At 71.6% G+C, this 12,215-nt stretch carries 9 protein-coding genes; 3 read left to right on the top strand and 6 right to left on the bottom strand.

The genetic code is table 11. The features are described from left to right. The first annotated feature begins 143 nt into the window (after positions 1-143). A complete protein-coding gene (locus tag ACZ7M3_RS36565) occupies positions 144-683 on the top strand; it encodes a hypothetical protein (RefSeq protein ID WP_352048803.1) in 540 nt (179 codons plus the stop codon). A 19-nt stretch (positions 684-702) separates the two neighbouring features. Here ACZ7M3_RS36565 and ACZ7M3_RS36560 read toward each other — a convergent pair whose 3' ends face one another. The 5 genes from ACZ7M3_RS36560 to ACZ7M3_RS36540 all read right to left on the bottom strand — a co-directional run bounded on the left by ACZ7M3_RS36560 (position 703) and on the right by ACZ7M3_RS36540 (position 5,136). Beyond that, positions 703-3,000: an FUSC family protein gene (locus ACZ7M3_RS36560; RefSeq protein ID WP_472069164.1), complete on the bottom strand. Its 2,298-nt coding sequence runs from the start codon at positions 2,998-3,000 to the stop codon at positions 703-705. Between the two features lie 191 nt (positions 3,001-3,191). Further along, on the bottom strand, positions 3,192-3,764 hold the full coding sequence (locus tag ACZ7M3_RS36555; protein ID WP_393017045.1) for a hypothetical protein: 573 nt from the start codon (positions 3,762-3,764) through the stop codon (positions 3,192-3,194). A gap of 83 nt (positions 3,765-3,847) precedes the next feature. Then, on the bottom strand, positions 3,848-4,579 hold the full coding sequence (locus ACZ7M3_RS36550) for a carbonic anhydrase (RefSeq protein ID WP_472069162.1): 732 nt from the start codon (positions 4,577-4,579) through the stop codon (positions 3,848-3,850). Between the two features lie 175 nt (positions 4,580-4,754). Continuing rightward, on the bottom strand, positions 4,755-4,946 hold the full coding sequence (locus ACZ7M3_RS36545; RefSeq protein ID WP_472069537.1) for a hypothetical protein: 192 nt from the start codon (positions 4,944-4,946) through the stop codon (positions 4,755-4,757). Next, positions 4,918-5,136, bottom strand: coding sequence for a zinc ribbon domain-containing protein (locus ACZ7M3_RS36540; RefSeq protein ID WP_472069160.1), 219 nt, complete (start codon positions 5,134-5,136; stop codon positions 4,918-4,920). The genes ACZ7M3_RS36545 and ACZ7M3_RS36540 overlap by 29 nt, the downstream gene beginning before the upstream one ends. A gap of 1,434 nt (positions 5,137-6,570) precedes the next feature. Between ACZ7M3_RS36540 and ACZ7M3_RS36535 the strand changes: the two genes are divergently transcribed. After that, on the top strand, positions 6,571-9,945 hold the full coding sequence (locus ACZ7M3_RS36535; RefSeq protein ID WP_472069524.1) for a pyruvate carboxylase: 3,375 nt from the start codon (positions 6,571-6,573) through the stop codon (positions 9,943-9,945). Positions 9,946-10,093: 148 nt separating this feature from the next. Here ACZ7M3_RS36535 and ACZ7M3_RS36530 read toward each other — a convergent pair whose 3' ends face one another. Continuing rightward, on the bottom strand, positions 10,094-11,305 hold the full coding sequence (locus ACZ7M3_RS36530; protein ID WP_472069158.1) for an erythromycin esterase family protein: 1,212 nt from the start codon (positions 11,303-11,305) through the stop codon (positions 10,094-10,096). A 58-nt stretch (positions 11,306-11,363) separates the two neighbouring features. Between ACZ7M3_RS36530 and ACZ7M3_RS36525 the strand changes: the two genes are divergently transcribed. Beyond that, positions 11,364-12,095: a TioE family transcriptional regulator gene (locus ACZ7M3_RS36525; protein ID WP_472069156.1), complete on the top strand. Its 732-nt coding sequence runs from the start codon at positions 11,364-11,366 to the stop codon at positions 12,093-12,095. Positions 12,096-12,215: the final 120 nt, after the last annotated feature.

The raw sequence follows: 12,215 nt of genomic DNA, 5'->3' as shown, positions 1-12,215 counted from the left end.
CGTGGCGGCCACCGCGACGCACCCGTCGCAGCCGCCGCCGCACCACGGCGCGCGGCACACCCGTGCGGCGTCGCGCCGTCGCATCCCGCGATCCGATGGGCGGTCACCCCGCCCTACGATGACACGAGACCCCGGAGTCACCCATGCCCTTTCTGGTCACCGCCGTCGTCCTCATCGCCGTGCTCTGTCTGCTGAACCTGCTGCTCACCTTCGGCGTCATACGCAAACTCCGTGCCCAGGCCGACGAGAAGGCCGACCGAGTGGCGGACGGCCTGATCATCCCGGCCGGCTCGGCCGTGCCCGGCTTCTCCGCCGTCACCACCGCCGGTGAGCGGATCACCCGCGAGGGCCTCGGCGAGACCATGCTGGGCTTCTTCTCGCCCGACTGCCGGGCCTGCAAGGAGCGGCTGCCGCTCTTCGTGGAGCAGGCTCGCACCACGGCCCGCGCGACCGGTCGCAGCGTCCTCGCCGTCGTGCACGGCACCGACGAGGAGGCGCGCGAGCAGGTGGCGGCGCTGTCCGAGGTCGCCCACGTCGTGGTCGAGCCGGGCGACGGGCCGCTCGGCGAGGCCTTCGACATCACCGGGTACCCCGTCTTCGGCCTGATCACCGTCGACGGCACCCTCAGTGCCACCGCCTTCGACCCCGGCCGCCTGCCTGCGCCCTCGAAGGCCGCGGTCTGACCCGGGGCACCGCCCCGGGTCAGGACGGACCGTCGGGCCTCGCCGCGGCGGCCAGGCTCGGCTGGAGCCGGCGGGCGGCGTCGAGGTGGTCGGCGGTCCAGATGATGCGGACGGCCGTGTCCGTGGCCTGCCCGCGCTCGTCGCTGAGGTCGCGGCGGAGGGATTCGACCAGCCGTGCCTCGGCCGCGGGGTTGCGCGGCAGCGGATCCCGGACGGAGGCGTTGTGCCCGAGACCGGCGGCCAGATCCCGGTACCAGCCGGAGATCTGGCCTGCGGTGCTCTGCAGGACGAGGCCGGCTTCCGCCCGGTTCGGCTCGCTGTCCGGTTCACCGGCGCGCCGCCACAGCCCCAGGACCGCGTCCGCCGCGAGGCGCAGCCCCACGATGCCGGTCACCAGGGTGGTCATGTCGGCCAGGGGTACCGGTTTGGCGCCGCGTTCGGCCAGATAGCTGCGGAACGCGTCGTCGAGCCTGCGCGCGGCCGCGGCCGCTTCGACGCCCTCCCGCAGCGCGACCTCGGCAGATGCAGGCCCGGGCGCGGTGCCGCAGTGGCCGATGGCACACTGCACCGCGCCCGCCAGATACCGGGCGCTGTCCGTGTACGCCTCGGCGAGCGCCCGGTCGACGGCCGCCGAGGCGCCGCGCGGCCAGAAGAACAGGCCCACCAGCACGCTCACCGCGCAGCCGATGGCGATGTCCTGGATCCGCAGCAGCACGATGTGCCAGTCGGGGTCCTGGCCGATGTTGAACAGGATGACGAGGGTGATGGTGAAGGACGCCTGACCGGCGGCGAAGGAGATGGCGGCGGGGGCGATGCCGGCGAGCAACACGGCGAGGGGCAGCAGGAACCAGAGCGCCGTGCCGTGGTGGCCGATCAGCTGCAACAGCCCGGTGCCGATGATCGAACCCGCGAGGGTGCCGCCCAGGGCGCGGACCGCGTTCTGCCCGGTGTTGAGGGCGTTCGAGCGCAGCACGGACAGGGTTCCCAGGAGCACCCAGAACGAGTGCTGGACGCTGGTCACGTTGGCGAGGCCGACCGCGATGCCGAGGCCGAGCGCTCCCCGCAGGCTGTTGTGCAGCCAGACCGACCCCGGCTGAAGGTGGGCGGCGGCTCGCTCGCGCGCCGCCGCCAGCGGTCGGGTCACGGCGTCGGGCTCCCGGCCCAGCAGGCGTTCGAACCAGCTGCGGCGCTCGGCGGCCGCGGCCAGGGCCACGTTGTCCGCGATCTGCAGTGTCGCGAAACCCAGCTCCTGCGCGCGGAACGAGAGGTCCAGCGCTCCGATGACGGGATGCACCTGCGAGGGTGTGCCGGCGCCGCCCCGGTGCACGGGCAGCAGGGTGGTGGCGTTGCGCTCCATGTCGGCCATGGCCTTGCGCAGACTCTCCGAGGCTGCGTGCAGCCCGTCCGGTGAGCCGCGCGGGGCGTCGAGCAGCGCGGCCACCTCGTCGAGTACGGCCGCGGCGGCCCGGCGTACGGACCGGGCGGCGATGTCGCAGGCCGCTCCACCGTCGAGCGGGGGCGCGCTGTCGGCCAGGATGCTGCTGAGCCAGGTCAGTTCGTCGACCAGACGGACGAGGGCGCGCGAGCTGGTGGACAGGCCGGTGGGTCGGTACGGGGTGGCGTCGAAGACGGTGCGCAGCTCGGCCGCCGCGTCGGCGGCCTCGTCGGCTCTGCTACGGCACTGACCGGTGCTCGGCGCGGCAGGCCCGCCCGCCAGGAGGGACGCGTCGGTGCGCAGTTGCTCGGCGGCCGCACTGCAGACCCGGGCGGCGGGTGCGCTGAGGGGGTCCCCGCTGGGACGGGGCCACAGCAGGGCGACCGCGAGCATGGCGGCGGCTGCCGCGAGGCCCGCTCCCGCGAGCCGGGCGGGAAGCTCCGCGACCGGGACGGGCGAGGTCACCGGGAGGATGAAGGCCAGCAGCAGCGCGGTCGAGGCGCCCGCGAGGACGGAGCTGACCACCCCGGAGAACAGCACCAGGAAACCGATGATGACCATGGCCGTGACCGCGAGCCAGGTCTTGTCGGCCACGAGCGTGCCCAGACAGATCAGGACGGCCCAGGCGACCGCGAGGCCGAGGTGGGCGCGGAGCCGCTGCACCATCGGACCGGTGAAATCCACGAGCAGCAGCATCGAGAACGCACCGAACGCGGCGAAGGTCGCCATCGTCGGTGACCCGATGACCTGGCTGCACAGGGCGAACAGCGCGGGCATGACGAGCGCCGTCCGCCCGGCACGCCGGGTGGCCGCCAGCTCGGGATCGCGGTCGCGCAGCCACGACGCGACCGACCCGGGGCGGATTCGACCGGATGTCCGCACGTGCCCGGCCACCTCCTGTCGTCAGGCCTACGCCCCACCGAGTGTGAGGTCTCTTCCGGAGCGACGTCATCCGAACACGATCTCTGCTCGTGATTCACCCAGGCGGTGCGTGCCCGCGGCGTACAGACCATCCATGCGAGGGGTGCCGAGGTCACCGTCCTGCGGAGGTCACCGCCCTGCCGAAGTCGCGGTCAGCCGGCGAACGCCTCGTTCAGGCGGACGTTGTAGCCGTCTTCTTCCATGAGGACGACGGTGACGCCGAACGGGGAGGGATGGTCGAGTTCGAGCGGGATGAAGGAGTAGTCGACCGCGGCCTGGACGGGAAGGACCAACTCGCCGCCCGGCTGTGGTTCGACGGCGGGCTGCCAGGCCGGCTCGGCCGAGCCCCGGCCCTCGGGGGAGTGGGCCGGGGGCTGTTCGGTGTAGGGGAACTGGTGCAGCACATGGCCGTCCTTCGTGGCGTGCACCATGTTCAGACACGGCACCGGGCCGGTGACCGGCAACTGGCAGGCGGTGGCCACGTCGTGGGTCTCCCAGGCGAGAACGACCTCGTCGGCGCCGGCCGCCGCGGCGATGTTCGCGAGCTCGGCGATGCCGGTGAGCGCGTCCTTGCCGGGCTCGGTCGGCCGCACCCAGATCAGGCCGACCAACTCGCCGCGCACCAGCGGCATGATGACCGGCCGTGGCACGGCGCCCTCGGCGAGCCCCGCGGCGTACGCGCTCTTCATCGACTCGACCAGCGCGTCCCACGTCTGTGCATCCATGAACTCATCCTCGTCGCCCGCCCGTGTCCGATCAGGCTGACCCTGTCATGCGGGCCGTGCCCTCCGCCAGCGGCTCGGACCGGTCAGGCGGGCGCTCCGGCCAGGACTTCCACCTTGCCGGTGTCGAGCGAGTAGTAGGCGCCGACCACGGCGAGGGCACCCTTCTTCACGAGGGGGGCCAGGTCCTGATTGGAGCGCAGGTCGGCGGCGGTCAGCGTGACCTGCGCACGGGCCATGGAATCCACCGGGTCGCCACCGCCCCCATGGACCTGCTCGTACGCCGGACGCAGGGCCTTGGCGATCGCCTCCAGGTTGCCGGGCAGCGGTTTGTCGTCGCGGATGGACTTGTACGCCGCCTCGATGGCGCCGCAACGTTGATGCCCGAGCACCACGATGAGCGGAGTGCCGCTCGTCATGGGCCCGTACTCCACGGAACCGGTGACCACCGGACCGACGGCCTCCCCGCCCGTGCGCATCACGTACAGGTCACCCAGCCCGGTGTCGAAGAGGAGTTCGGGCGGTACCCGGGAGTCGATGCAGGAGAGGATCGCCCCGAAGGGTTCCTGCTTCTCGGCCACGAACTCGCGCCGGTCCGGATCGCGGTCGGGATGTCGAAGATCGCCGCTCACCCAGCGCTCGTTGCCTTCCATCAGCCTGGTGAACGCCGCGGCGGGCGTGGTCGGCGCCGGTTGTGGCGGAGCGCTGGTCGCCGACGAGGCCGCGCTCGTCGGCGAACACCCCGCAAGCGCGGCCGTGGCGGCCACGAGACCGCCGACGAGAAGATCTCTGCGATCGGGATGTCCCGCTCTGTCCATCAGCCCTGACCTCTCAGTCCGCCGAGACGTCTGCGGACGTCTTGACCAGGGGCGATTGTGCAGTGCGGTGAGGGAACAGGACGGGAGGCACACGCGGGCGCGGGCCACTCTGCCACCGATGGCCCACGACCCGGAGACCTGGAACGGTCTGCGTCGGAGCGTCACAGCCTGCCGGTCAGATACCCATCGACGCCATCTCGATCGCCGACCGGTAGTTCGCTGCCGCGGCCACCACGCAGGCCCGATAGGTGCGGTTGTCCTTCACGACGAGGAAGTAGTCCTTGAGGTTCTTCCATTGACTTGCTCTCCCTGCTGAAGCAGGGGGATTCTGGCCTTCCTCACCGGGTGCTGTGCCGCTGCGCGGCACGAGCTCCGGTGTGGATTCCGTGGCTTCCTGCTTCTTCGCGTGGTGCCGGAACGAGTTCCGGTCTTACCTGCGCTCGACAGGCTGTCACCGCCAGTCCGGCGGCCTGTTTGACGTTCTTGGCGGCGTTGTGGTCCCGGTCGTGGACCGTGCCGCAGTGCGTGCACGTCCACAGACGGCAGACCGTCGGCATCCGGCATCCGCGCCAGGTCGGCGTCCGGGTCGCTCTCCACGACGAAGGAGGCGAAGAATCGCCCCGCTGCGTCCCGGATCACCGTCACGCTCGACGGGAGGGACGGGGGCCTGCGCGACCAGCGCACCTTCACCTCGCCGATCTTCGGCAGGAGCAGCCGCCCCGCCTCGGTTATCTTCCAGCGGGCGTTCGCGGTGAGCCGGATCGCCTGGCGGGCATCCTGCTTCGACCTGAAGCGCGGCGCCCCCACCCGCGCCCCCGGGCGGGATCCTTAAGAGGAGAAGAAGTTGGTGTAGGCGCGCTCCACGTCCCGCAGCGCCTGTTGCAGGATGACTGTCGACACCTCGGACAGCCACTGCCGCTCGGGGCTCTGCTTCGCGTCGGTGATCAGCGTCTTCGACAGCGCGCCCGCGCCAGCGCAACGCGCTGACCGGGCCCCGGGTCGAGGCGGAAGGCATACCGAAGCTGTATGATCCGGACGCTGACACCCACCACCGACAACCCCATCCTGATCAGCCGAACCCAGCCCCGCCGGACCACTCCTGCACTGCCGTCACGCGGGCGACACCGGCCCAGACGCAGCGCTGCCCGGCTCCGCAGGGCAGCGCTGCGGGCGCTCCGCGCCCGCTCCACCCGGCACCGCGACGCTCCGCGTCGCAGCCACCGGATGCGCTTCACCCCCAGGCTGAAGTTTGGGGTACTACGCAAGAAGCCCAGTAGCCGATGCCCGGGAGGAAGCCCGGCGGCCGGGGCACCGGCGCGAAGGCCTCGGAGCAGCGGAGGATCCCCGGTCGCCTGGGAGAGGACGTCGGCGACGTCGGGGTTCATGTTCCAGCCGGCGGCCAGGTCGGCGTCCCAGATGGAGGCGGCCACCTCCCGCAGGTGCGCCTCCTCCTCCGGGGAGAAGTCGCTCTGGTTGAAGGCGTGCACGGCCGCCGCGGGTGTCGTGGCCGGGGAAGGTCCGGCGGCGGCCGCGGTCGCCGTGCCCGAGACTCCGAGAAGAAGTGCGGCTGTTGTGGACGCCGCCATCGTGTACGTGGCCCGTCTGCCGCCCATGCTGATCGGTTCCCTCTGCGGATGCGCCCGGGGTCTGCCACCCGGGCAGGGCCGACGCTGTCATGTGCCGTACATACGGGTCAACGGCGACAATCTGCCAACCGCGGCCGACGGTTGCTTCTTGACGACGGTGCATCAGGACGCCGCCCGAGACCCCGTCGTACGGCGGCAGGTACGCATCCGTCGGGGCACGCGGGGCACCCTGATGGGGGCGGGAACCACCCGTGCGGGCGACGACGTGCGTCCGCCCCGGACGGTCCACCCCGAATTCACGGTGTTCCGAGAGGGGCATGGACGGGAGTGGCCCGGTTCACATGGCATAACGGCGGCGTCACCGACAGCATGGTCCTCGTCACCGGCAGGCCGAAGGGATCCAGGATGTTCCGCAAGGTGCTGGTCGCCAACCGCGGCGAGATTGCGATTCGCGCGTTCCGCGCTGGCTATGAACTGGGCGCGCGAACCGTGGCCGTCTTCCCTCACGAGGACCGCAACTCGCTGCACCGGCTGAAGGCCGACGAGGCCTACGAGATCGGCGAGCCCGGGCACCCGGTGCGGGCCTATCTCTCCGTGGAGGAGGTCGTCCGTGCCGCACGCAAGGCGGGTGCGGACGCCGTCTACCCGGGCTACGGGTTCCTGTCCGAGAACCCGGAACTGGCGCGCGCCTGCGAGGAGGCGGGCATCACGTTCGTCGGCCCGGACGCCGCCACTCTCGAGCTGACGGGAAACAAGGCCCGCGCCGTGGCGGCCGCCCGGGCGGCCGGCGTGCCGGTCCTCGGCTCCTCGGCGCCCTCCACCGACGTCGACGAACTGGTCCGCGCCGCCGAGGACGTCGGCTTTCCCGTCTTCGTCAAGGCGGTCGCGGGTGGTGGAGGACGCGGTATGCGACGGGTCGAGGACCCGGCCACCCTGCGTGAGTCCATCGAGGCGGCCTCCCGCGAGGCGACGTCGGCGTTCGGCGACCCCACCGTCTTCCTGGAGAAGGCGGTCGTCGATCCGCGCCACATCGAGGTACAGATCCTCGCCGACGGACAGGGCAACGTCATCCACCTGTTCGAGCGTGACTGCTCGCTGCAGCGCCGCCACCAGAAGGTGATCGAGCTGGCGCCCGCGCCGAACCTCGATCCGGCGCTGCGGGACCGGATCTGCGCCGACGCGGTGCGGTTCGCCCGCGAGATCGGCTACCGCAACGCCGGCACCGTGGAGTTCCTCCTCGACCGCGACGGCAACCACGTCTTCATCGAGATGAACCCGCGCATCCAGGTGGAACACACGGTCACGGAGGAGGTCACCGACGTCGACCTCGTCCAGGCCCAGCTGCGCATCGCCTCGGGCGAGTCGCTGGCGGATCTCGGGCTCTCCCAGGAGACGGTCACCCTGCGCGGAGCCGCCCTCCAGTGCCGTATCACCACCGAGGATCCGGCGAACGGCTTCCGTCCGGACACCGGCCGGATCAGCGCCTACCGTTCGCCGGGTGGCTCGGGCATCCGCCTGGACGGCGGTACCACCCACGCGGGTACGGAGATCAGCGCGCACTTCGACTCGATGCTGGTCAAGCTCACCTGCCGGGGCCGGGACTTCAAGTCGGCGATCGGCCGCGCCCGGCGTGCCGTGGCCGAGTTCCGCATCCGGGGCGTCGCCACGAACATCCCGTTCCTCCAAGCCGTACTGGACGACCCCGACTTCCAGGCCGGGCGGGTCACGACGTCGTTCATCGAACAGCGGCCGTACCTGCTCACCGCCCGCCACTCCGCCGACCGCGGCACCAAGCTGCTCACCTACCTCGCCGACGTCACGGTGAACAAGCCGCACGGCGAACGCCCCGAGCTGATCGACCCGGTCACCAAGCTGCCGTCGCTGCCCGCCGGCGAGCCGCCCGCGGGTTCCCGGCAACGCCTCGTCGAACTCGGCCCGGAAGGCTTCGCCCGGCAGCTGCGCGAGTCGCCGACCATCGGTGTCACGGACACGACCTTCCGCGACGCCCACCAGTCCCTGCTCGCCACCCGGGTACGCACCAAGGACCTCCTCGCCGTCGCCCCGGCCGTGGCCCGGACCCTGCCCGAGCTGCTGTCCCTGGAATGCTGGGGCGGCGCCACCTACGACGTCGCCCTGCGCTTCCTCGCCGAGGACCCCTGGGAACGCCTGGCGGCCCTGCGCGAGGCCGTGCCCAACATCTGCCTCCAGATGCTGCTGCGCGGCCGCAACACCGTCGGCTACACGCCCTACCCGACCGAGGTGACCGACGCCTTCGTCCAGGAGGCCGCGGCCACCGGCATCGACATCTTCCGCATCTTCGACGCGCTCAACGACGTCGGCCAGATGCGCCCGGCCATCGACGCCGTACGGGAGACCGGGACGGCGATCGCCGAGGTCGCCCTGTGCTACACCTCCGACCTGTCCGACCCGTCGGAGCGGCTGTACACCCTGGACTACTACCTCCGCCTCGCGGAGCAGATCGTGGCCGCCGGCGCACACGTCCTGGCCGTCAAGGACATGGCCGGTCTGCTGCGGGCACCCGCCGCGGCCACGCTCGTGTCGGCACTGCGCCGCGAGTTCGACCTGCCGGTGCACCTGCACACCCACGACACCGCGGGCGGCCAGCTCGCCACCTACCTCGCCGCGATCCAGGCGGGCGCGGACGCGGTGGACGGCGCGGTCGCCTCCATGGCGGGCACCACCTCCCAGCCGTCGCTGTCGGCGATCGTCGCCGCCACCGACCACTCCGACCGGCCCACCGGCCTGGACCTGGGAGCCGTCGGTGACCTGGAGCCGTACTGGGAGAGCGTCCGCAGGATCTACGCGCCCTTCGAGGCGGGCCTGGCCTCGCCGACCGGACGCGTCTACCACCACGAGATCCCCGGCGGCCAGCTGTCCAACCTGCGCACCCAGGCGGTCGCCCTCGGCCTCGGCGACCGCTTCGAGGACATCGAGGCGATGTACGAGGCCGCGGACCGTATCCTGGGCCACCTGGTCAAGGTCACCCCCTCCTCCAAGGTCGTCGGTGACCTCGCCCTGCACCTGGTGGGTGCCGGGGTGACGCCGGAGGACTTCGAGGCGACACCGGACAGGTTCGACATCCCCGACTCCGTCATCGGCTTCCTGCGCGGCGAACTGGGCACCCCGCCCGGCGGCTGGCCCGAGCCCTTCCGCACCAAGGCGCTGCAAGGCCGCGCGGAGGCCAAGCCCGTACCGGAGCTGAGCACCGAGGACCGTACGGGCCTGGAGAAGTCCCGGCGTTCGACCCTCAACCGGCTGCTGTTCCCCGGGCCGACGCGCGACTTCGACACCCGCCGCCAGGCCTACGGTGACACCAGCGTGCTGGACAGCAAGGACTTCTTCTACGGGCTGCGCCCCGCCAAGGAGTACTCCGTCGACCTCGAGCCCGGCGTGCGGCTCCTCATCGAGCTCCAGGCCATCGGCGAGGCGGACGAACGCGGTATGCGCACCGTGATGTCCTCCCTGAACGGCCAACTGCGCCCGATCCAGGTCCGTGACAACGCGGCGGCTTCCGACGTACCGGTGACCGAGAAGGCCGACAGGGCCAACCCCGGGCACGTGGCGGCGCCGTTCGCCGGTGTGGTGACGCTCGCGGTCGCCGAGGGCGACGCGGTGGAGGCCGGTGCGACCGTGGCCACCATCGAGGCGATGAAGATGGAAGCCTCCATCACCGCCCCGAAGGCCGGCCGGGTGACCAGGCTGGCCATCAACCGGATCCAGCAGGTGGAAGGCGGCGACCTGCTCATCGAGGTCGGCTGAGGTGTGTCGGTGCACGCGTGCACCGAGCACGCGTGCACCGTAGGGACCGACCCGGCCGCCCGCCTGATCTTCGACGGGCGGGCGGCGCGGAAGGTGCCGGTGCGGCAGTGGTCGGGGCCGGTGACCAGGTAGTCGAGCCTGTCGTCAGTCAGTAGGGCTGGATCCGTGGGACGTCCTTGACGAACACGATTCCGTCGCTGTCCGCCAAGTGGGCCGGATCCAGCGGGGAGTAGCCGAACCAGGGGGACACGCGGGGCGCGGGCGGCGTGTCGCCGAGGGCGGTGGCCAGCCGCAGGGCGTCGATGACGCAGCGGTCCTCCGGGAGCGCGTACAGGAGTCCTTCGACGGTGTCTGGCGGCGGGGTGTCCACGCCCTGGTGCCGGAGCGTGCCGAGGGCCGTGGCCACGAAGGCGTACTCCTCGCCGAGCCGGGCACTCACCAGCGCACCGGCGCTCCACCACTCCAGCGGCATCCCACCCATCCGCATCGTGCTCTTGGCCCGCTGGAGATGGCCGTTGTGGGCGTGGACGAGTGTCGGGCCCCGTTCGGCGAGAGCGAGGAGGTTGTCGGCCATCATCTGGTCCCGCAGGCCCACCAGCCGTGTCATGCGGCTCGGCGAGGTGTGGGCCATCCAGTAGTGGTAGCGCAGCAGGCCGGTGGCGGTACGCCCGTACAGGCGCGCCCGTTCCCAGTCGTCCCGCGGGGTCGCCCTGATCAGGTGTGGGGCCTGCGCGTCGAGCAGCGCCACCAGATCGTCGGCGAGCAGCCGCAGCCGACCGGCCTCGGCCGACTGTCCCACGGACTGGGTCGGGTCCATCATCGCGGCGGGGTCGGTCCAGCGGTCGTCGGTGCCGAGCAGGCGGTCAAGTGTTTCCCCGGTGCAGGGGAGCAGGTCCTCGTCCACCCGGGTCGAGAGGTAGCCGTGGAGTGCGGTGAGGGCCTGCCGGGGGCTCGCGGCGCCGGTGATCTCCAGCGGGCCGTCGAAACCGGCGAAGCGGAGCCGTTCGGGCACGGGCCGGCCGTCGTTGTAGGCCCGTATCCAGCGCACGAGTTCACGGTTGGCCGCGGAGGTGCCCCAGCCGTGGCTGAATCCGTGCTCCATGACCTCGTCGAGAGTGCCCGTGCCCGAGGTGACGTAGTCGTCCACGACCAGGCCCATCAGGCAGTCGCTCTCGATCGCGATCGTCCGGTAGCCCTCGTGCTCGACGAGCTGCCGGAACAGCTCGTTGCGCAGGTCGAGCAGAGTGTCCTCGCCGTGGGTGGGCTCGCCCAGGGCGAGCAGCCGAGGCCGGGTCGGGAGCAGCCTCATGACGGTGGCAGCCTCGAGGGCATGGGCGGTGTCCTTGATGTCAGTGGCCATGCCTTCAACGGTATCGTTGAACCTTCGGTTGAAACTTTTCCGCGATATCGTCCGTCTCATGGGGCGAAACCTTCAAAACGGTGAGCGGCTCAGGCCGGTTGATCTGGCGCGCGGGCACGGTCTGTCCACGCAGGCGGTCAGGAACTACGAGGAGGCCGGCATCCTCCCGGCCGCCGGTCGCACCCCCCACGGCTACCGCACCTATACCTCGCTGCACGCGGGGGCCCTGCGCGCGTTCCTCGCCCTGGTGCCCGGCCACGGCCACCGGACGGCGACGTCGATCATGCGGGCGGTGAATCAGGGCGCGGTCGATGAAGCGCTGCGCCTCATCGACGAGAGCCACACGCAGCTCCTCGACGACCGGCGGACCCTCCAGGCCGTGGAGCGCGCCCTCCGCGGCCTGGAGCCCATTGCGACGTCCGAGCCCAACGCGGTGTCAGGGCCTGCCGGCAGGTTCATCGGGCCGCTGGCGGGGGAGCTCGGCATCCGGCCCGCGACGCTGCGCAAGTGGGAGCGCGCCGGGTTGGTACGCCCGCGCCGTGACCCGCGGACCGGCTACCGCGTCTACGACGAGGCCGATATGCGGGACGCCCGGCTGGCACATCAACTCAGGCGGGGCGGTTACCTGTTGGAGCAGATCGCCCCGCTGATCGCCCAGGTGCGGGCGGCCGGCGGGCCGGAGCCGCTGGAGGCCACCCTGCGTGACTGGCACGGTCGGCTGTCCGCCCGCGGGCGCGCGATGCTGGCCGGGGCCGCCGAGCTGGAGGCGTACCTCCGCGAGCGTGGATGAGATGCGATCCACCCCGGCCGGCGCGTAGGACGTGTTTGAGATGTTGATCAAGGTCGTGAAACGATCTTCAGATGTCTCGTGGCGATCTGACGGATGCACAGTGGGAGCGGCTGGAAGCGG

This window comes from Streptomyces sp. NPDC111656 (genome assembly GCF_055656965.1).
Note: the sequence above shows the minus strand (reverse complement) of the source record. Positions and strands in the feature narration are given on the sequence as shown.

Coding starts and splice junctions, on each gene's coding strand:
- ACZ7M3_RS36565 (WP_352048803.1), top strand. CDS start 144: ATGCCCTTTCTGGTCACCGCCGTCGTCCTCATCGCCGTGCTCTGTCTG.
- ACZ7M3_RS36555 (WP_393017045.1), bottom strand. CDS start 3,764: ATGGATGCACAGACGTGGGACGCGCTGGTCGAGTCGATGAAGAGCGCG.
- ACZ7M3_RS36550 (WP_472069162.1), bottom strand. CDS start 4,579: ATGGACAGAGCGGGACATCCCGATCGCAGAGATCTTCTCGTCGGCGGT.
- ACZ7M3_RS36540 (WP_472069160.1), bottom strand. CDS start 5,136: ATGCCGACGGTCTGCCGTCTGTGGACGTGCACGCACTGCGGCACGGTC.
- ACZ7M3_RS36535 (WP_472069524.1), top strand. CDS start 6,571: ATGTTCCGCAAGGTGCTGGTCGCCAACCGCGGCGAGATTGCGATTCGC.
- ACZ7M3_RS36530 (WP_472069158.1), bottom strand. CDS start 11,305: ATGGCCACTGACATCAAGGACACCGCCCATGCCCTCGAGGCTGCCACC.
- ACZ7M3_RS36525 (WP_472069156.1), top strand. CDS start 11,364: ATGGGGCGAAACCTTCAAAACGGTGAGCGGCTCAGGCCGGTTGATCTG.